Source organism: Acinetobacter sp. YH12231, assembly GCF_013417755.1.
In the GTDB taxonomy this organism is placed as follows: domain Bacteria; phylum Pseudomonadota; class Gammaproteobacteria; order Pseudomonadales; family Moraxellaceae; genus Acinetobacter; species Acinetobacter amyesii.
In genome coordinates this window covers 55,684-76,232 of record NZ_VPDJ01000018.1, presented here as the reverse complement: position 1 = coordinate 76,232, position 20,549 = coordinate 55,684, and the positions used below count along the sequence as shown (strand labels likewise).

The following is a 20,549-nucleotide window of genomic DNA, read 5'->3' as shown; positions in this document are numbered from 1 at the left end:
TTTAAGCGTGACGATTTGCCCACATGGTTTTGGCAGTTTGCATTGCATCATCAAAACTTGCGACGGCGCCCATGGTATACAGTGCGATTCCCATGGTTTCGGTGACCGCGATTTCACCATATTCATGTGTCTGCTGACCGTCCCAAACGGCTTTAAAAACGGCCAAATCAAGTTCTTCTTCGACTGGACTACGGTTGTCCGTCAGTTTAGGCAACTCATGTTCATACATTTCACCATCCTTGATGCCACAAATTAAGGTTTTTGCATCGGGGTTACGTTCGAATTCACCACCTTCACCCTTAATGACAGCAGTATTTTGATAACCCAATTGGAATGCCGCACGTTGGTGTGATCCACGATAGGCAGGATGGAAAATCGCTTGCATGGTGGCTTTGGCATTAAATGGATTTATCAGACGCGCAAGGGTGTGAATTGGGGAACGTAAGCCCATGACATTGCGTAGTGAAATTAAATCACTGAGTATTGGTGAAATGACGTCGAGCGGAATATAAGCAAAATGACGTTGTATAAGCTGCTGTTCCACATCTGTATCATTTTGGCAAATAGGAAAACCCAAATACTCTAATACTTGTTCTGTATAAAGGCGGTTAATGGTATGACCTGAAGCGCCATGCATTACGACATTGTAGCCGTGTTTTGCCAGCGTTAATGCGGCCAATAAAAACCAAGGATAATGTTTGCGTTTACCTGCATAAGATGACCAATCTAAATCGACATCAAGCTTTTTAAACTTGAGCTGATCACGTGTGGCTTGGACAAAGCCTGTCAGTTCATCGACAGATTCTTCTTTTACACGCAATAACATCAAGAAAGCGCCCAATTGAACGTCTAAAACCTCATCTTTTAAGATCATGCTGAACGCTTGGTAGGCTTCATCATAAGTGAGAGAACGTGCGCCATTTTTACCTTTACCCACGATACGGACAAATTGCGCAAAAGGATGTTCAAAATCTTTGTAAATATTTCGTTTATTGTTCATGCAAATACTGGGCTTAAAATTAGGACTTAAGGATAGTTTACTTCTATAGTTGGTATTTTTCAGCCTGATAACAGGTTTAAAAAAGGATGTCTTTAGACTATCGTCTAATAAACTCGGTCTATTATTTAACCGAAATTAACATTTGTGGCAGAACAAGCCATTAAAAAACAGGTAAAATTTAACCTACTTTAGTATGTGTTTCATCTCCTGATCAATGCGCTGATTTTATATCAGGTCCTGATGTGATTATTTAATCACCATACATATTTCGTTTTTCTGTATTTGGCTAAGTCAAATACCTTTGGTGCTCTTTTGTCGAAGACAAAGGGGTTTTGGGCTGTTTATTTTTTGAAAATAGACAAAAACTGAATATTTCTTTGAAGCAGAAATATATCGTGAAGTAATGTCATGGCTAAAAAACCAATTTATAAGTCACTATATTTTCAAGTGATCGTTGCCATTATTGCGGGTGTATTGGTGGGGCATTTCTCACCAAGTGGCACACAAATTATCAATGGTACCGAGCAATACGTAAAAGGCTGGGGTGAATTGTTCTATCCACTAGGACAAGGTTTCATCAAGCTGATTAAAATGATTATTGCACCTGTGATCTTCTGTACCGTGGTAAGTGGTATTGCAGGTATGGAAAGCATGAAATCTGTGGGTAAAACAGGTGGTGTCGCTTTACTATACTTCGAAATTGTTTCGACCATCGCACTCATCATTGGTCTTGCAGTAATTAATATTGCAAAACCAGGTGTAGGCATGAACGTAGATCCAGCATCTTTAGATACTTCAGGTATTTCTAAATATGTTGAATCTGGTGCAGCACAATCTACCCAAGATTTCTTTATGAATATCATCCCAAACACCGTTGTTGGTGCGTTTGCTGAGGGTGAGATTCTTCAAGTTCTATTATTTGCCTTATTATTTGGTTTTGCATTGCATAAACTTGGTGATGCAGGTAAGCCTGTATTGAAGTTTATTGATCAAATTGCACATGTATTCTTTAACATTGTAAACATGATCATGAAGCTTGCGCCAATTGGTGCCTTCGGTGCGATGGCTTATACCATTGGTAAATATGGTATTGGTAGTTTGGCGCAATTGGGTCAGTTGATCATCTGCTTCTATATTACCTGTTTGCTGTTTATTTTCCTTGTACTTGGCTCAATTGCACGTATTTGCGGTTTCAGTATTTTGAAAATGATTCGCATGATTCGCGAAGAGTTACTGATCGTACTGGGTACGTCATCTTCTGAATCTGTACTGCCACGTATGTTGAGAAAACTCGAACTTGCTGGTGCAGAAAAATCTGTAGTGGGTCTTGTTATTCCAACAGGTTATTCATTTAACCTAGATGGTACGTCTATTTACCTGACCATGGCAGCAATCTTTATTGCACAAGCGACCAATACACCGCTTGATATTTCGCATCAGATCACGTTGTTGTTGGTTCTACTCATTTCATCTAAGGGTGCTGCGGGTGTGACGGGTTCAGGCTTTATTGTGATGGCTGCAACATTGTCTGCTGTGGGTCATATTCCTGTTGCAGGTTTGGCATTAATTCTTGGTATTGACCGTTTCATGTCAGAAGCACGTGCATTAACTAACCTTGTAGGTAACTCTTTGGCAACGATTGTGGTTGCGAAATGGGTGGGTCAATTAGACAAAGAAAAACTGGATTTTGCTTTAGCAAATCCTGAAGAAATTGACCGTCAGATGCAAGAAGAAGGCAATGCACATCATGCCTAAGGCAGATGCTGTGATGTAAAAGATGTAATTAAAAAAGGAAGCTTCGGCTTCCTTTTTTTATGCAAGGCCAAAGCCAAATTTGAACGCTTTAGTTTTTAGGCATGACGGCTGTTCTAAACTGCAATAGGATGGAGTTCAACAAAACAACAAACTCAACCAAGGAAGAAACACATGCTGGCTTATGATGCAGACTTAGAATTATTTCGAGATAACTTTCGCCGTTTTATGGCAGAGCATGTCGCACCACATTATGAGCAATGGGAACGTGAAGGCATTATGCCGCGTTCAGTATGGAATGCCTTGGGTGAAAATGGCTTTTTATGTGTCGATGTGCCTGAAGAATATGGCGGCTATGGCGTCCCAACGCTTTATTCACTGATGCTAGTTGAAGAATCTGCGCGCGCAGGTTTTAGTGCATTATCGACAGGTATTTCATGCCATTCTGAAATTGCAGCACCGTATATTTTGCACATTGGTTCAGAAGAACAAAAACAACATTGGTTGCCGAAAATGGTCACGGGTGAAGTGGTCGGTGCCATTGGTATGACGGAGCCGGGTGCAGGTTCAGACTTACAGTCTATGCGCAGTAGTGCAATTTTGCAGGGCGATCATTATCTTCTCAATGGTTCGAAAACCTTTATCTCAAATGGTCAACATGCAGACCTAGTGGTATTGGCGGCGAAAACTGATCCACAAGCACGTGCTAAAGGCGTGTCATTACTTTTAGTCGATACCCATTTGGATGGATTTAAGAAGGGCACTAACCTGGATAAAATTGGTCTGCATGCGCAAGATACGTCAGAGTTGTTTTATGACAATGTCAAAGTGCCAAAAGAGCAACTTTTGGGTCAAGCTGGACAAGGCTTTGCTTACTTGATGCAAGAGTTACCGCGTGAACGTACTGCGATTGCTTCGACTGCAATTGGTGCGATTCGTGGTTCCATTGATGTGGCAACGCAGTATGTCAAAGAGCGTCAAGCGTTCGGACAGGCGATTGGACAGTTTCAAAATACTCGTTTTGTATTGGCGCAGGCTAAGATTGACGAATTGGCTACAGCGGCGTTTTATAATCAAAATGTTGAGCTTTATATGCAAGGCAAGCTTGATGTTGAAACTGCAGCAGCACTCAAGAGCTTCTCTACCGATATGCAAATGAAAGTGGCTCATAATCTACTTCAATTATTTGGTGGCTATGGTTATATGACCGAATATCCAATTTCACGTTTCTTTGTCGATGCACGTATTCAGCAAATCTACGGTGGCACCAATGAAATTATGAAAGAAATCGTGGCACGAAGTATTTTAGGTCGATAAACAATTTATCAGGCTGAAATTAAAATAGCGAAGTGAAGACTTCGCTATTTTTTTGACAATGTATTTCTATAGTGACGATGTATTTCTATAGATTTACGTGTTTGAATTAGATTATGCAGTTGAGTGTAAGTGAATATATTGAGATCTATGATAATGACGGTTGCCCCAAAACTTGTAGACAGACTTCAATAAATTCAGGCGTATCTAAAGTACTGCGAGACGATATATACAAGTTATTATCATTCACGACCGATTGATCCGAAACCACCACACCCGCGTTTAACAAAGCGGATTTCAGCGTTTCAGATTGGGCGAAATGGCGACCTTGTATGACACCAGCTTCTAATAACAACTGTGGACCATGGCAACTGCTCAAGATCGGCTTTTGGCTATCTGCAAAATTACGTACAAAATAGATAAAACGGTCATCTAAAGCGAGTTTCTCGGGGGAATAACCGCCGGGGATAAACAAGGCATCAAAATCATGGACAGAGGCGTCTTCGATACTCTGGTCAATGGTGATCTGGGAACGGCGTTTAATACCGTAAACAATTTTTCCAACCTGATCTTCGATATTGATAATGCTGTGCCGAGCGGCTCGAAAGGCCTCCACAGGCTCAAGGTATTCAATATCTTCAAAATCGTAGGTCACTAACACTGCAATTTTCTTGTGCATACTTGTACCTATGGGTCTGTTATTTTTTTTCTGATATTTAGACTACAAAGCAATGAAAAAAATTACCTGTGTCTTTTGTAATAAATGCGTCAATGACTGTAAACACTAGATGAAAGTGCCTATTAAGTCACTGAAAAAACGATCAATGACCAAGTGTTTATATAGATCATCTTTAAGTTTCAAATTATTTCTATGCCATGAAACCCAAGTTTAGAATTTTTTATTTTGCTACAGGTATTGAGAGCAAAATTTAAAACTGCAATGACCAATTAAATAAACTGATTGATGGGCTTATACAAGGGGATGGATCTGATGCAAATTTGGAGGAAAAGAGAAGGTCTATTTATTGTGCTGCTCAAGATGAATGATCAATAAAGCCGTCAAAAGGTAAGATTTGTCTTAATTATGGCTTTACCTATCAGTTTGGCTGTTTTGGCTCTTAAGTTAAGCTGATGAAGCTTTAATCAACTGTATGTTTTTAAGGCTGAAACCATCAAAGTCGTATTGCGCAACATTTGAAAGCTAACTATTGTTATACTGTTTGCAAAATTTTTTTGAAGGGCGACATAACAATGATCAACGATGATCAAAACACTCCGACTTCTCTGGACTTAGCTCAAATTCGTGAAGATATCGACTCTGTTGATATGCAGATTCAACAACTTATCAATCGTCGTGCGAAACTAGCTGAAGCTGTGGCAAAAGCAAAATTTGCTGCAGAAGAGAATCCATTGTTTTATCGTCCTGAACGTGAAGCGCAAGTTTTACGTAAAGTTATGGATCGTAACGAAGGCCCATTGTCTGATGTGACAATGGCACGTTTATTCCGTGAGATCATGTCGGCTTGTTTAGCCCTGGAAGCGCCGCAAAGTATTGCGTTCTTAGGTCCAGTTGGGACATATACACATTCGGCGGTGTTGAAACACTTTGGTCAAGACGCTGTTGTTCGCCCTCTTCCAACGATTGATGAAGTATTCCGCGAAGTAGAAGCAGGCAGTGCGCACTATGGTCTTGTGCCTGTAGAGAACTCATCTGAAGGTGTAGTGAACCACACCCTAGATTGCTTCAAATCTTCACATCTGAATGTTATTGGTGAAGTGGAGCTGCGTATTCATCACCAGTTCCTAGTGTCTGAAAACACACGTAAAGACAGCATTAAACAAATTTATGCTCATCAACAAACTTTGGCGCAATGCCGTGGTTGGTTAGATGCACATTATCCGGGTGTAGAACGTGTTGCACTCAGTTCAAATGCAGAAGCTGCACGCCGTATTCGCAATGAATGGCACTCAGCAGCAATTGCTTCTGAAGTCGCTGCGAACATTTACAACCTTGAAATTTTGCATAGCAATATTGAAGACAATCCTGAAAATACTACTCGTTTCTTGGTGATTGGTCGTGAGAAAGTGCCACAATCGGGCAATGATAAAACTTCATTGTTGATTTCTGCGCATGACCGTGCGGGGGCATTACTTGAAATTCTTGCACCGTTTGCCAAGCATAATATTAGCTTAACAAGTATCGAAACACGTCCTGCATTACCAGAAAAATGGGCTTATGTATTCTTTGTGGACTTGGAAGGTCATGTTGAGCAAGAAAACGTGAAAGCGGCAATTGAAGAAATTCGTCCGTTAGTAAAAGAAATTCGTGTATTGGGTTCATATCCGATTGCTGTTCTTTAAGATCACAACTGTGATCAATTCCATCAGGAGTTGATCACCTTCATCATTTGAAAAAACTGGAAGTGTAAAATGACGTTTGTCCCAGCCAATGAAGGCATTGCAAAGCTAAAGCCTTACCAACCAGGTAAACCAATTAGTGAACTTGAGCGTGAGTTGGGTATTACAGATATCGTAAAACTCGCATCAAATGAAAACCCATTGGGTTGTTCTGACAAAGTGAAAGAAGCTGTTGCTGCTGAACTTGCAGAAATTGGTCGATATCCGGATGGTGGCGGTTTTATTTTGAAAGACCAAGTTGAAAAACAATTTGGTATTGCACATGACCGCATTACGTTGGGTAATGGTTCAAACGATCTTCTAGAAATTTTTGCTCGTGCTTTTGTTTCAGAGCAAGACTCTGTGGTGTATAGCCAACACGCATTTGCTGTGTATGGTCTGGTGACACAAGCAATTAATGCTGAAGCGATTGAAGTGCCTGCAAAAGGTTTTTCACATGACCTAGATGCAATGGCTGCGGCAATTAAAGACAATACTAAATTGATTTTTATTGCGAACCCAAATAATCCAACAGGTACATGGTTTGAAGAAGCTGAATTTGAAGCGTTCATGCAAAAAGTACCTGCAAATGTGATCGTGGTTTTAGATGAAGCTTATGTGGAATATTTCCCAGAAAACTTCAACAGCTTGAAATTCTTAGATCAATACGCAAACTTAATCGTTAGCCGTACCATGTCAAAATGCTATGGCTTGGCTGCACTACGTGTAGGTTTTGCTTTGGCTTCAGTTGAAGTGACGGATTTCCTCAATCGTATTCGTCAACCATTCAACGTAAACCATTTAGCAATGGTTGCTGCAGTTGCTGCACTTAAAGATGAAGCGTTTATTGAAAAATCACGTGTAGTCAATAAAGCAGGTATGGCTCAACTTGAGTCAGGCTTTGATGCTTTAGGTTTAGCGTATGTGCCTTCACGTGCCAACTTCATTTTAGTAAATGTAAAAGCAGATCCTGCACAGACTTTCAATGCTTTATTAAAAGAAGGTGTGATTGTTCGTCCAGTTGGTATCCCTGAGCATTTACGTGTATCAATTGGGACTGAAGCTGAAAATGCTAAATTCTTAGCTGCATTGGCTAAAGTTTTGGGCTTAGAGGCTAAAGCTTAAGTCATGTCTGTACCACTATTTGAAAAAGTTGCTTTTATTGGGCTTGGGCTAATTGGCTCAAGCCTAGCTCGTGTCATGATTGCTGAAGGATTGGCTAAGGAAATTGTGGCATCTACACGTTCACAAAAAACTCTAGAAGATGCAAAAGCTTTAGGACTTATTCAGCAGGGTTATAGCGATCCTGCTGAAGCGGTCAAAGGTGCAGATCTCGTTGTCTTGGCTTTGCCAGTACGAGCGACACAAAAAGTCCTTGAAGCGATCAAGCCTTATCTATCCGAACAGACGATTATTACCGATGTTGGTAGTACCAAAGGCAATGTCGTTGATGCAGCGAAAGCCGTCTATGGTGAGCAATTCCCTACTGGTTTTGTACCGGGGCATCCGATTGCTGGGGCTGAACTGACAGGTGTGCATGCAGGTAAGGTAGATTTATTTGCTAATCACAAAGTGATTTTGACACCATTACCTAGCAGTGCAGATTGGGCTGTAGAGAAACTAATTCAATTGTGGCAAGCTGCCAAAGCGGAAGTAATTTGCATGGATGTGGAAAAACACGATGAAGTGTTGGCCCATACCAGTCACCTTCCGCATTTGATGGCATTTAACTTGGTTGAGCAACTCGCGAACCGAGAAGACAATTTAGATATTTTCCGTTATGCCGCTGGCGGTTTTCGTGATTTCTCACGCATTGCTGCAAGCGACCCACATATGTGGCATGACATCTTTTTTGCCAATAAAAAGGCAATTTTAAATGCGGTAGATGGCTTTGAAAAACAATTGGCTATTCTTCGCAAACTGATTGAAGATGAAAACTCACAAGCGTTGATGGGGCTGTTGGGGCATGCACAAGCAGCACGCCAACATTTCAATCACATGCTCGCAAAGAAACCACTGATGGAGAAAAATAAAGTGACGACACAGCAATTCAAAATTTTACCGGGTCCAAAGCAATTCCAAGGTAAATTTACTGTGCCAGGTGATAAATCTGTGTCACATCGCTCTATCATGTTTGGTGCTATTGCAGAAGGCACAACGCATGTCACTGGTTTCCTTGAAGGTGAAGATGCCTTGGCAACCCTTCAAGCATTCCGCGATATGGGTGTAAGTATTGAAGGCCCTAAAAACGGCGAAGTCACTATTCATGGTGTAGGTATGCATGGTTTAAAAGCACCTGCAGGCGCTTTGTATATGGGCAATTCAGGTACTTCAATGCGTTTGCTTTCAGGCATGTTGTCGGCACAGAAGTTTGATTCAGTGATGACGGGTGATGCGTCATTATCAAAACGTCCAATGGAACGTATTGCCAAACCATTACGTGAAATGGGTGCGCAAATTCAAACTACAGGTGAGCGTGGTACGCCGCCCGTGTCTATTTCCGGAAGTCAAAACCTGAAAGGTATTCACTACGACTTACCAATGGCATCTGCACAAGTAAAATCTGGTATTTTGTTGGCAGGTCTTTGGGCGGAAGGTGAAACTGTTGTCACTGAGCCAGAACCGACACGTGACCATTCTGAACGTATGCTTCGTGCATTTGGTTATGACGTGAAAACAGAAGGCAACCGCATTTCACTTCGAGGTGGCGGCAAGTTAGTCGGTACGGATATCCAAGTACCCTCTGACATTTCATCTGCAGCATTCTTTATGGTGGGTGCAGCGATTACTGAAGGTTCAGATGTCACACTTGAAGCGGTCGGCATTAATCCAACACGTACAGGTGTGATCGAAATTTTAAAACAGATGGGTGCTGACCTGACTGTTGAAAATGAACGTATCGCTGGCGGTGAGCCAATTGCAGATATTCGTATTCGTGGTTCACGTACACTCAAAGGCATTCATATGCCAGAAGATCAAGTACCATTGGCGATTGATGAATTTCCAGCGCTGTTTATCGCAGCAGCTTGTGCAGAGGGTCAAACCATTTTGACTGGTGCAGCTGAACTTCGAGTGAAAGAATCAGACCGTATTCAAGTGATGGCAGATGGCCTAAAAATTATGGGTATCGATTGTACGCCAACCGAGGACGGTATCATCATTGAAGGTCAAGGCAAAGCGGGTGAGTGGGGAGCAATCTTCACAGGTGGTCAAATCGAATCACATCATGACCACCGTATTGCAATGAGCTTCTCAATGGCAGGTTTACGTACTTCGGGTGAAATTAATATCGTGGGTACAGAAACTGTTGCAACAAGTTTCCCAACATTTACAGAGCTAGCGACTCAAGCCGGTTTAACGATTGCGGTAAGTGAATAAATAATTCACTAAATTTGTATATTTATTCAACAACAGCCAAGCAAATGCTTGGCTGTTTGGTTTTAATTGCTTATGCTAAAACTATACAACAAGAATGTCTTTGGATAGATACATGAGAAAACTACAATTCACCGCCCATAGCGATTCAAATCGAGTTGAAAGCAGTACTGATACTCAAACTCAAGTGGCTGAGTTTTTAGCAAGTAAGCTTGAGAAATATGGCTTTCAAACATTATCGCAAAGTGGTGATCAGATTGCAGTCAGTGTCGATCAACATGAATTGCCACTTTCAGTGACATGTCAGGGGCAGGATGAATCAGGTCGTCTAGTCTGTGAAATTACCTCTTATCCAGATGAAGACCAAGATTGGTTAGATCGTATTACTGAGCAAAGTTTGTTGAATCAATTGGCTCAAGCGGTCGAAAACAGTTTAAAAGAAGAAGACTCGTATAGTGAGTTTCAATGGAAACAAATGACGAAATGAACTGAAAAATTGAATTAAAAAATCATCTATAAAAAAGCAGCATAGTGCTGCTTTTTTATTTTTTAACGGAATGTATCGAACAACGTTATAGACATTCAATATTGATAGGATTAATAGTTCGATTGCTCTTTTTCACATAGTCACACATTTTTTCTGACTCTTGTTCATTGAGTCCCCAAAACACGATCACACCACGTTGATCAGTCAATTTGCTATCGCTAAGATAAATATAATGGGTGTCATGATAGTTTTTATCGAGCATATCTTTATATTTTTGATCGGTAAAAGGTGAACAAGATGAAATTTCAGCTTCTTTACACACCGAGTCACTCGAACAGCGTTGCTTAAAGGTTGAAATCATATTCATGGTGTCTGTGCTGTTGAGTTGGGCTTCACACACTTGGCTGTTGGGAAAGTCATAGACCATCTTTAAGCTAAAATCACGACCATCGACATTCATCTTGTATGAAGCAGTCAAATAGGCTTTGGGGCCATCGTTCGCAGCAACTGTAGAAACTGGCAAATTCGTCGTTGTGGAAGGCGTTGAATTAAAATAATAGACCAAAGCTGCAATGCCTAGACCTAAAATCACAGCAACAATAAATTTCATTTTTCCCCTCTAAATTTTATCTTAATTTTTCTGGGTATTATTTCTGTAGTTGATTATTTAAACAAGTAAATAATTGGTTTTTAGATAAAAAATTGAGGCGTAATCAAAATTAAACTAGCGACGAATTAGGTCATTACATGTTGAATAGATAATGATGGCCAATGCACTAAAAAGATGGATAAATCGAAGAGCTGTAGGTGAATTTATCTGAAATATTGGTGGGGAATAGAGCGGTCACTAGGCAAAAAAAATGAGCCAGTTAAGCTGACTCATTTTTTTGTATTTTTTATACTAAAAAGCGTGAAATCGCAATACGAAGCTGTTTTAGATAACCTGTAAAGAAGTGGTTTGCACCTGGTAAAACCGTGATTAAATGGCGCTGTGGTTTGGCCCACTGAATCAAGTCAGATAACAGTGTGACATTATCTTCTTCACCATGAATAAATAAAATATCACCTTTAATATGCGGAGTCACATAGTGACGCACACCTGCAACTGTTGTGGTTGGTAGGCCACATAAAATAGTTTGTACAGGCTGCAATTCTACTGGCAATAGGGCATAGCATTTAGTCATGACATTTGCACCAAAACTAAAACCGCCTGCATAAAATGGCAGGTTCGGATGTTGGTTACGAGCAAATTCAATGACTTGCATAGTGTCTTTAGTTTCACCATTGCCTTCGTCATGTATTCCTGCACTTTGGCCAGAACCACGGAAACTTGGGCGATAAACAACATAGCCACGTTCTAAGAACATTTGCGCTAAAAGCACAGGGACTTTGTGCTGTGGTGTACCACCTTGCAATGGGTGAGGGTGTGTAACTACCGCGAATCCTTTCACTTCACCCTGTGGATAATCAACAAAAATTTCAAGTTGACCCATCGGCCCTTGAATGAACAGTTGTTCTGACATAATGACTAAAATGTGAAAGCGGGAGAGTCTATAGTTTACAGATTAATATTATCTAAAACACAGATTGGATTTGAAAATACTCTACTGTTATAGTTTGTTTAATTAAAAATTAATCAGGATGTTTATGCTCGCTTTAATTTCTCCAGCAAAAACTTTAGATTACGAAACCGCTTTACCGACTGAAAAATTCACTCAACCACGGCTATTAGATCATTCTGAAGAATTGATCTCAGTCGCACGTAAATTGTCGGCAAGTGAAATTTCAAGCTTGATGAGTGTCAGTGAGAAAATTGCGACTTTAAATGTTGAGCGCTTCCGAGATTGGCAGCCTGATTTTGATTTTGCCAATGCACGTCAAGCAATCTTTGCCTTTAAAGGTGATGTGTATACGGGTTTAGATGCTTATCAACTTGCAAACACAGACCTTCAATACGCACAAACCCATTTGCGTATGCTCTCGGGTCTCTACGGTTTATTGCGTCCACTGGATTTAATGATGCCATATCGTTTAGAGATGGGGATCAAGTTGCAAAACCCACGTGGACATAACTTGTACGAGTTTTGGGATAATACAATCACCAATCTCATCAATGACGATTTGGAAAAAGCCGGCTCTGAACTTTTGGTCAACATCGCTTCAGATGAATACTATAAGTCGGTCAAAGAATCAAAAATTAAAGCCGAAATCATCAAACCTGTTTTTCTGGATCAAAAGAACGGCAAATATAAAGTCATCAGCTTCTATGCCAAAAAAGCACGTGGCCTAATGGCGCGTTATTTGTTGGAAAATAAAATTGAACGTATTGAAGATATCAAGTCGTTCAATACCGATGGTTATTATTTCGATGCAGAGAGTAGCTTAAAGGGCGAATTGGTCTTTAAGCGAGACGAACAACAAGCCGCTTAATTTCGAAATTGAAAAACTTAGACCGAAAAGAATATGAATAGCCGCTGCTTAGAACTCAGCGGCTTTTTTTATCTTCTTCATTCGAGATGTAATGGTGGGTCTGTGAAATTGATCGTGCTTTAAATTTCGCAGGTGAAATGATCTATGATTTGAGGCTTTTTGCGGAAAAGGCTTCGAAAAAACATTCAGTTATTATCTTGTCTATCAGTCTAAAATATATTACAAAGTTAACATTGATCGAACAAATAGCTTATTAAATGACTTAATAAGATATAAAATTGTGAAATACATCACTTTTTTGTTTAAGTTTTTTGTTATTATAGCTAAATATTTAAACATGAATAAAATTTTGTTATGAAAAAAATACTGATACCAATTTTTATACTCAGCATTGTGTTTTTAGGGTTTAGTGTTTATAAGAATGCAGAGTTAAAGCGACAGCAAGAAATTAATCAGGTGTTCAATGATGATTTGAGCGCATCACCTTATATGCGCTAAAAAAAATCAATCTTGCTGCTTTTGCATTGAGCTCAAGCATGGTCTTGAAGTGTTCGTTTAAATATTGATATTTTATTTTTATATATAATAATTTGAAACTTTATAAAGAAAACAATGTCTTAAATTTACTAAATTGAAAAGCGATGAAAATGTGGAAACATTAAAAAATCAATGTGTTATAATTTGCCGAAATTAATTTGATCAGTATTTATTGATATTAAATACGAATTAAATGACATAAATAGAGGAGCTGCATAGGTTTATGCAGCTTTTTTGTTTGCAAATTTCAACATTTGTACCGTGTTGTATGTTGTTGAAAATAGGATTTTTTAACGCCTACAATCTGCCTAATTGGCATATTCGTTGCTTAGGCATACACAAAATTAATGATGAATACATCACATGATTAATTTTGTGGAATGCTTATATGCATAAAGTTTACTTCATAGGGGCTAGGTCATGACGACTCCTAATCCATCTTCCGAGAACATGCTTGAACGTCTGTTTAAACTGAGCGAAAACAAAACCAGTTTCAAAACAGAAGTCATTGCAGGTGTAACTACTTTCTTGACAATGTGTTACATCATTATTGTCAATCCAATGATTTTGTCCGAAACGGGTATGGATCATGGCGCTGTTTTTGTCGCAACGTGTCTAGCAGCAGCCATTGGCTGTTTAGTAATGGGTATTGTTGCTAACTATCCAATTGCCCTAGCACCGGGTATGGGCTTAAATGCTTACTTTACCTATTCTGTATGTTTGGGTATGGGCGTGGAATGGCAAACTGCTTTAGCTGCGGTATTTGTATCAGGTCTGATCTTTATCGCGATCAGTATGTTTAAAATCCGTGAAGCGATCGTTAACTCCATTCCAATGTCATTGAAGTTGGCGATTGGTGGTGGTATCGGCTTATTCCTTGCCTTAATTGCGTTGAAAAATGCAGGCATTATTGTTGATAATCCAGCAACTTTAGTGAGTTTGGGCGATCTAAAACAACCTTCAGTTTTGTTGGCTTTACTTGGCTTCTTGATGGTTGTGGTTATGCATCACTTCAAAGTACGTGGTGCAATCATCATCAGTATCTTGGTGATTACTGCAATTGCAACCTTGATGGGCTTCAACGAATTTAAAGGTGTTGTAGGCGCGATTCCTTCAATCGCTCCAACATTCATGCAAATGAACTTCGAAGGTCTATTCACCGCAAGTTTGATTGGTGTGATCTTTGTATTCTTTTTGGTTGATTTGTTTGACTCTACAGGTACATTGGTGGGTGTATCACACCGTGCAGGCTTATTAAAAGACGGTAAATTACCACGTTTGAAGAAAGCATTATTTGCTGACTCATCTGCAATTGTTGCGGGTGCGGCATTGGGTACGTCTTCGACTACGCCTTATATTGAATCATCAGCAGGTGTTGCTGCCGGTGGTCGTACAGGTTTAACTGCAGTTGTAGTTGCTGTATTGTTTATTTTGGCATTGTTCTTAGCACCACTTGCTCAGTCTGTACCAGGTTTTGCAACTGCGCCAGCATTATTGTTTGTTGGTGTGTTGATGATTCAAGGTATCGTTCATATTGAGTGGGATGATATTACTGAAGCAGTCCCTGCATTCTTAACAATTGTATTTATGCCGTTTACGTATTCAATTGCAGACGGTATTGCAATGGGCTTCATTAGCTATGCATTGGTTAAATTGCTGACAGGTAAAGCGAAAACTGTACCATATATGGTCTGGATTATTGCTGTACTTTGGGCATTAAAATTTGCTGCATTTGGCGGTTAATACTGTCAAATAGCGAAAGGGTGTAAACTCAGTTTGCACCCTTTTTTATTTTTATGAGGATAAGAGATGGATCAACTTGAGCTGATTCGCGCTTTGCCAAAAGCAGAGCTACATGTGCATATTGAAGGGACATTTGAGCCTGAACTCATGTTTGCAATTGCCCAACGCAACAATATTGCAATCCCTTATCAATCAGTCGAAGAATTAAAAGAAGCGTATAACTTTCATAATTTACAGTCTTTTTTAGACATTTATTATGCAGGTGCAAATGTACTGATTCATGAGCAAGATTTTTATGAGTTAGCATGGGCATACTTTGAAAAATGTGCAGAAGATCATGTGGTTCATACCGAAATGTTCTTCGACCCACAAACTCATACAGACCGTGGGGTTGCTTTTGAAACTGTCTTGAATGGCTTACAATGCGCTTGTGATGATGCCAAAGCAAAACTGGGCATTAGCTCGCATCTGATTATGTGCTTTTTGCGTCATTTATCTGAAGACGCAGCATTTGCAACATTAGAACAAGCTTTACCATATAAAGATCAAATTATTGGTGTTGGTTTAGATTCGAGTGAAGTGGGTCATCCACCATCAAAATTCGAACGTGTTTTTGCAAAAGCCCGTGAAGCAGGTTTTCTTATCGTTGCGCATGCAGGGGAAGAAGGTCCAGCAGAATACGTATGGGAAGCCTTGGATTTGCTGAAAGTAAATCGTGTTGACCATGGTGTACGTTCAGAAGAAGATCCTGCTTTGATGCAGCGTTTAATTGCAGAAAAAATGCCATTAACCGTTTGCCCGCTAAGCAATTTAAAGCTCTGCGTGGTCAATGATATGGCTGAGCATAATATTCGCCGTCTATTGCAACAAGGTGTGCATGTCACTGTGAATTCAGATGATCCATCGTACTTTGGTGGTTATATGAATGATAACTTCATTGCGATCACCAAAGCACTTGATCTAAGCAACGCAGAGTTAAAGCAATTGGCAATTAACTCTTTTGAAGCATCATTTATTTCAGATGCTGAAAAACAAGCTTGGATTAAAAAGATTGAAGCGTTGAATTAATAATCAGCGTATAATCTCAGGCAGTGAATATTCACTGCCTTTTTTATGTTTAAATCATGCTTTTCTCTCATTCAAATCGCTCTATATTTGCCTCATCGATTACATTTTTAGCCTCAGTATTGATTTCATCCGCTGCTATTGCAGATAAATCAAGTTTAAGTCAGCGTATGCTAAAGCCCGTGATTGAATATCAATGCTCGCAAGAATTAAATACTTCTAAAATTTGGAAAGGTGCTGCGTTGTTTATGAGTGCTCAACAGAAAAAAGACAATCAAGCTGCGATTTGTCAGTGCGTGAGTGAACATGCCATGGATGATATCGGTGCGAAAGATCTGATGACTGCTGCAGTGAATGAAACTGAAAAGAATAAACTGATTTCTAAAGCGGTTTTGAATAGTATGCGCGGCTGTGCTCAGCAAGTGCTGAATTAAAAGATAATGCTTAAAAAAAGCCACATGATGTGACTTTTTTTTGTCTTTATTAGGGTTTTGGTTGTCGTGTCATGCTTTTGAGCACATGGTCTTTATCAATGAAATGATGTTTCAGCGCTGCCACAATATGACCCACTAAGAGCAAGCCTGCTGCCCAAGAAATCCAAATATGTAGAGGTTTCACGATGGCCAATAATTCAGGATTATCTTGTACCAAGCGTGGTATTTCAAACAAATACAATACAGGGGCAGGGTGACCTGCACTCCAACTAAATAAGCAACCCGTGATCGGTAAAGCCAGTAGTACAAAATACAGTGCTAAATGACCCAAATGTGCCAAGGTTTTCATGCCGGATGACATACTGTCAGGTAATTCAGGTGCGGGGTGGGTATAGCGCCAAAAGATTCGTATCACCACCAGAAAAATAATCGTAGTCGCAATATTTTTATGGAGGGTAATGACTTGCCCTTTAAAGCTGCCATCGACGTCATAACTCAGAAAATTACCACTATAAAAGCCAATTAACCATGCCACGATGAATATGATCGCCATCAGCCAATGTAAGACCTGAGCTGTTCGAGTGTAGTATTGTGTGTTATTGCTCATGTTGATTATTTAAGCGTCTAATCTTATGTAGATTCTAATACAGACCACAAAAATATGCGTCGTTTAAAATCGGGACACTGTGTTGTGAATATGCAACACAGGCTTTGATGATTAACTACACAACTACCGAATTTATTTTAAATAGTCATATCAGATGGTGTGTGATTTGGGGCACAATATGCGCGTTAATTAACAGAACAAAGGAAATATTCGTGAAAAAATTAGTTGCTGTTCTAGCGCCATTAGCGCTTGTACTTTCTGCATGTGCTGCGACTGGTACAACAGGTACAAGTACATCTACAGGTACAACTTCAGCAAACAGCTTGGCAATGATGGCTGTTAAAGTAGGTGTTCAAGCAAAATGCGTGACTGAGCTAAATAACAACAGCTACTGGAAAACAGGTTCAAAACTATTAACAGAAACTCAAAAATCTGAACTACAAACTGAAGTGTGTTCATGTGTAGGCGAGAAAGCGACAACTAGCGTGACTGCAACGGATTTGGTTGTAGCAGCAATGGATAAAACTTCACAAGCAAATCTTGCGGCTAAAATTGTGACAAATACTTTAAATGCTTGCGTGATCGAAACATTTAAAAACTAAGATTTAGAACATTTTATACGACCCTGACATTGGTTTTGCTGTGAATCAGCAAATCTAAATCAAGGGTCGTATTTTATTTTGAGTGAGAGATATATGAAAATTGCTGGTGCAGATGAAGCGGGTCGCGGTCCATTGGTGGGTTCGGTTGTTGCGGCAGCTGTCATTTTAGATCCAAATAACCCGATTGAAGGTTTAAACGATTCTAAAAAACTTACTGAAAAAAAACGTGAAAAGTTATTTATTGAGATTAAAGAAAAAGCCTTGGCTTGGGCGATTGCTGAAAGTTCTGCACAAGAAATTGATGAGATCAATATTTTGCAAGCATCATTACTTGCAATGCGTCGTGCAGTGGAAAAACTCAATGTACAGCCAGAACACGTGTTGGTCGATGGTAATAAAGTCCCAGCTGGTTTAGCGATGAGCTGTGATGCTATCGTGGGCGGTGATGCGATTCATCCAGAGATTTCGGCTGCGAGTATTTTGGCAAAAGTGACTCGAGACCATGAAATGGTTGAACTAGATGCAAAATATCCACAGTACGGTTTTGCGAAACACAAGGGCTATCCAACCAAAGCGCACTTTGAAGCAATTGCGCAGTATGGGGTGATTGATGAACATCGCCGCAGTTTTGGCCCCGTACGTAAAGTTCTAGAAGGGCAGTAATAAAGCTTAGTTGAACCTCTATAGTAAAAGCATGTTCTAGATAAATTTAAAGCGGCCTAATGAGCCGCTTTATGATTTAAACAACTTAAATCTTAGCGATTATAGTTATTTTGGGAATAATCAGTTTCTTCAAAAGATGGCTGATATTCTTGATCAATGTTTTGGAGATGTTCGTGCATTGCGCGTTCATGTTGAATTCGTTGGTAAATTTCTTCACGATGAACAGATACTTCTTTTGGAGCATTCACGCCAATACGAACCTGATTACCTTTAACACCAAGTACAGTCACGCTAACTTGGTCTCCAATCATTAATGTTTCTCCGACACGACGAGTCAGAATCAGCATGTTTCTCTCCTTGCAAAATGCAAAACCTGCAAATGATCTGTTATGTAAAATTCATAACTTGTAAAAGCAAAAAATTTAGCAGTGCATCTGAAACAATCATTGTGACAGTCGCAAACTGAGTAAATTTTAAAATCCTCAGGTTTAATATAACAGAGCCACTATAAAAAAAACTATAGTGGCTCTGAATTTTTACGATGTTTTTCAAAATCTGTCTAACAATGACAAATTTTGACACACAGCAAGGTTAATTAAGCACGTGCGCTTGATTCACCTGTTTCACGGTCTAGACCGAATGCAGTGTGTAGAGCACGTACAGCAAGCTCTAAGTATTTCTCATCAATAATCACTGAAATTTTGATTTCAGAAGTCGAAATCATCAAAATATTAATGCCTTCTTTTGCAAGAGCAGTAAACATTTTGCTTGCAACACCTGCGTGTGAGCGCATACCAACACCAACAATCGATACTTTTACGATGTCTGCGCGAGTTGCAACTTCACGTGCACCAATTTCTTGAGCAGTCGCTTCAAGAATGGCTTTCGCTTTTGATAATTCACTACGGTTAACTGTAAATGTGAAATCAGTTGTGCCGTCTTCTTCAACGTTTTGGATAATCATATCCACTTCAACATTGGCATCACCAATTGGTGAAAGGATGTTTGAAGCAATACCCGGTTTATCCGGTACACCAAGAATAGTTAATTTAGCTTCATCACGGTTGAACGCGATACCTGAGATGATTGGTTGTTCCATGTTGTCTTCCGCTTCAGTGGTGATTAGTGTCCCGACGTTTTGTTTAAAGTTTTCGTCGAATGCGCCATCATCGTCATTATCAAAACTTGATAATACGCGTAAAGGCACTTGGTATTTACCTGCAAATTCTACAGAGCGAATTTGAAGGACTTTAGAACCAAGTGATGCCATTTCAAGCATTTCTTCAAAAGAAATACGATCAACTTTTTTCGCTTTTGGAGCGACACGAGGGTCAGTGGTGTAAACACCATCAACGTCTGTGTAAATCTGACATTCGTCAGCTTTAAGTGCAGCAGCCAATGCAACACCTGAAGTGTCAGAACCACCACGACCTAGAGTCGTTGTGTTACCTTCAGCATCAAAGCCTTGGAAACCTGCCACAACAATGACACGTCCAGCGTCAAGGTTTGAAGTCAATACATCTGTATCAATCGCTTCAATACGCGCCTTGGTAAATGCGCTGTCGGTTTTAATACCAACTTGACGACCTGTAAGTGATTTAGCTTCAACACCAATAGAGTTAAGTGCCATTGCTAACATAGAAATCGTTACCTGTTCACCCGTAGACACCATTTGGTCTAATTCGCGTGGATCAGGTGTTTCGGTAATGGCTTTCGCTAAAGCAAGTAGACGATTGGTTTCGCCACTCATTGCAGATACAACAACCACAACTTTGTGACCGTGATCATGCCAACGCTTTACACGACGAGCAACATTTAAAATGCGCTCTGGAGTACCCATTGAGGTACCGCCATATTTTTGAACGATTAATGCCATAACTATCCTTACCAAGTAAATAAGTCTAAAGACTTAAAGCACTTACACATATTTTAAGACCGCACTTCGGCGCGATTTTAATATACCACGTAGCTTATGAACTCCAAGGTAGGAGGAGTTCAAATAGATACTTTGTGTCTGCAGGGGATTCACATGAACCCAGCCTTTTAGACTCCATTTTCATCATTTAGCCAGAGGTTGAATATTGGTTTCAACATGATGATTGAGTTTGCGCTTTCACGCATCAACAGTGTTTAAGCAGGATCC

At 39.9% G+C, this 20,549-nt stretch carries 19 protein-coding genes; 12 read left to right on the top strand and 7 right to left on the bottom strand.

Annotation, left to right across the window (positions count from 1 at the left end; all coding sequences use genetic code 11):
* Window position 1: 1 nt before the first annotated feature.
* Window positions 2-1,000 carry a glycosyl transferase family protein gene (locus tag FTV11_RS12210; RefSeq protein ID WP_180074078.1) on the bottom strand — a complete coding sequence of 333 codons (999 nt, stop codon included), beginning with the start codon at window positions 998-1,000 and terminating at the stop codon, window positions 2-4.
* A gap of 408 nt (window positions 1,001-1,408) precedes the next feature.
* On the opposite strand from FTV11_RS12210, the gene FTV11_RS12205 reads away from it, so the two are divergent.
* Together FTV11_RS12205 and FTV11_RS12200 are read left to right on the top strand one after the other, a co-directional pair.
* Window positions 1,409-2,755: a dicarboxylate/amino acid:cation symporter gene (locus FTV11_RS12205; RefSeq protein ID WP_180074077.1), complete on the top strand. Its 1,347-nt coding sequence runs from the start codon at window positions 1,409-1,411 to the stop codon at window positions 2,753-2,755.
* Between the two features lie 171 nt (window positions 2,756-2,926).
* Window positions 2,927-4,069, top strand: coding sequence for an acyl-CoA dehydrogenase family protein (locus tag FTV11_RS12200; protein WP_180074076.1), 1,143 nt, complete (start codon window positions 2,927-2,929; stop codon window positions 4,067-4,069).
* A 145-nt stretch (window positions 4,070-4,214) separates the two neighbouring features.
* Here FTV11_RS12200 and FTV11_RS12195 read toward each other — a convergent pair whose 3' ends face one another.
* Entirely contained in the window at window positions 4,215-4,745 is a 531-nt protein-coding gene (locus tag FTV11_RS12195; RefSeq protein ID WP_180074075.1) for a DJ-1/PfpI family protein, read from the bottom strand.
* Between the two features lie 572 nt (window positions 4,746-5,317).
* Between FTV11_RS12195 and pheA the strand changes: the two genes are divergently transcribed.
* The 4 genes from pheA to FTV11_RS12175 all read left to right on the top strand — a co-directional run bounded on the left by pheA (window position 5,318) and on the right by FTV11_RS12175 (window position 10,325).
* Window positions 5,318-6,427, top strand: coding sequence for a prephenate dehydratase (gene pheA, locus FTV11_RS12190; RefSeq protein WP_078194414.1), 1,110 nt, complete (start codon window positions 5,318-5,320; stop codon window positions 6,425-6,427).
* A gap of 69 nt (window positions 6,428-6,496) precedes the next feature.
* Window positions 6,497-7,588, top strand: a complete 1,092-nt coding sequence (hisC, locus tag FTV11_RS12185) for a histidinol-phosphate transaminase (protein ID WP_078189092.1) — start codon at window positions 6,497-6,499, stop codon at window positions 7,586-7,588.
* A 3-nt stretch (window positions 7,589-7,591) separates the two neighbouring features.
* Window positions 7,592-9,841 carry a bifunctional prephenate dehydrogenase/3-phosphoshikimate 1-carboxyvinyltransferase gene (locus tag FTV11_RS12180; protein ID WP_180074074.1) on the top strand — a complete coding sequence of 750 codons (2,250 nt, stop codon included), beginning with the start codon at window positions 7,592-7,594 and terminating at the stop codon, window positions 9,839-9,841.
* A gap of 112 nt (window positions 9,842-9,953) precedes the next feature.
* Window positions 9,954-10,325, top strand: a complete 372-nt coding sequence (locus FTV11_RS12175) for a hypothetical protein (protein WP_180074073.1) — start codon at window positions 9,954-9,956, stop codon at window positions 10,323-10,325.
* 85 nt (window positions 10,326-10,410) lie between these two features.
* Here the strand turns inward: FTV11_RS12175 and FTV11_RS12170 are convergent, their stop codons facing one another.
* On the bottom strand, window positions 10,411-10,935 hold the full coding sequence (locus tag FTV11_RS12170) for a hypothetical protein (protein ID WP_180064105.1): 525 nt from the start codon (window positions 10,933-10,935) through the stop codon (window positions 10,411-10,413).
* 286 nt (window positions 10,936-11,221) lie between these two features.
* Window positions 11,222-11,848 carry an alpha/beta hydrolase gene (locus FTV11_RS12165; RefSeq protein ID WP_180074072.1) on the bottom strand — a complete coding sequence of 209 codons (627 nt, stop codon included), beginning with the start codon at window positions 11,846-11,848 and terminating at the stop codon, window positions 11,222-11,224.
* A gap of 124 nt (window positions 11,849-11,972) precedes the next feature.
* On the opposite strand from FTV11_RS12165, the gene yaaA reads away from it, so the two are divergent.
* The 4 genes from yaaA (at window position 11,973) to FTV11_RS12145 (ending at window position 16,534) form a co-directional block, all read left to right on the top strand.
* The gene (yaaA, locus tag FTV11_RS12160) at window positions 11,973-12,755 is read left to right on the top strand and encodes a peroxide stress protein YaaA (RefSeq protein WP_180074071.1); all 783 of its coding nucleotides are present in this window, start codon (window positions 11,973-11,975) and stop codon (window positions 12,753-12,755) included.
* A gap of 957 nt (window positions 12,756-13,712) precedes the next feature.
* Window positions 13,713-15,035: an NCS2 family permease gene (locus FTV11_RS12155; protein WP_180074070.1), complete on the top strand. Its 1,323-nt coding sequence runs from the start codon at window positions 13,713-13,715 to the stop codon at window positions 15,033-15,035.
* 66 nt (window positions 15,036-15,101) lie between these two features.
* Window positions 15,102-16,103, top strand: a complete 1,002-nt coding sequence (locus FTV11_RS12150) for an adenosine deaminase (RefSeq protein ID WP_180074069.1) — start codon at window positions 15,102-15,104, stop codon at window positions 16,101-16,103.
* A gap of 56 nt (window positions 16,104-16,159) precedes the next feature.
* Window positions 16,160-16,534: a hypothetical protein gene (locus FTV11_RS12145; protein WP_180074068.1), complete on the top strand. Its 375-nt coding sequence runs from the start codon at window positions 16,160-16,162 to the stop codon at window positions 16,532-16,534.
* A gap of 49 nt (window positions 16,535-16,583) precedes the next feature.
* Here the strand turns inward: FTV11_RS12145 and FTV11_RS12140 are convergent, their stop codons facing one another.
* Window positions 16,584-17,141 carry a cytochrome b gene (locus FTV11_RS12140; protein ID WP_180009411.1) on the bottom strand — a complete coding sequence of 186 codons (558 nt, stop codon included), beginning with the start codon at window positions 17,139-17,141 and terminating at the stop codon, window positions 16,584-16,586.
* Between the two features lie 212 nt (window positions 17,142-17,353).
* Here FTV11_RS12140 and FTV11_RS12135 point away from each other — a divergent pair, with 212 nt between their 5' ends.
* Window positions 17,354-17,743 carry a hypothetical protein gene (locus tag FTV11_RS12135; protein WP_078189082.1) on the top strand — a complete coding sequence of 130 codons (390 nt, stop codon included), beginning with the start codon at window positions 17,354-17,356 and terminating at the stop codon, window positions 17,741-17,743.
* A 93-nt stretch (window positions 17,744-17,836) separates the two neighbouring features.
* Window positions 17,837-18,406, top strand: a complete 570-nt coding sequence (rnhB, locus tag FTV11_RS12130) for a ribonuclease HII (protein ID WP_180074067.1) — start codon at window positions 17,837-17,839, stop codon at window positions 18,404-18,406.
* A 92-nt stretch (window positions 18,407-18,498) separates the two neighbouring features.
* Here the strand turns inward: rnhB and csrA are convergent, their stop codons facing one another.
* Both csrA and FTV11_RS12120 read right to left on the bottom strand, forming a co-directional pair.
* Window positions 18,499-18,753, bottom strand: a complete 255-nt coding sequence (csrA, locus tag FTV11_RS12125; protein WP_078189080.1) for a carbon storage regulator CsrA — start codon at window positions 18,751-18,753, stop codon at window positions 18,499-18,501.
* Between the two features lie 248 nt (window positions 18,754-19,001).
* On the bottom strand, window positions 19,002-20,282 hold the full coding sequence (locus FTV11_RS12120) for an aspartate kinase (protein ID WP_078194395.1): 1,281 nt from the start codon (window positions 20,280-20,282) through the stop codon (window positions 19,002-19,004).
* Window positions 20,283-20,549: the final 267 nt, after the last annotated feature.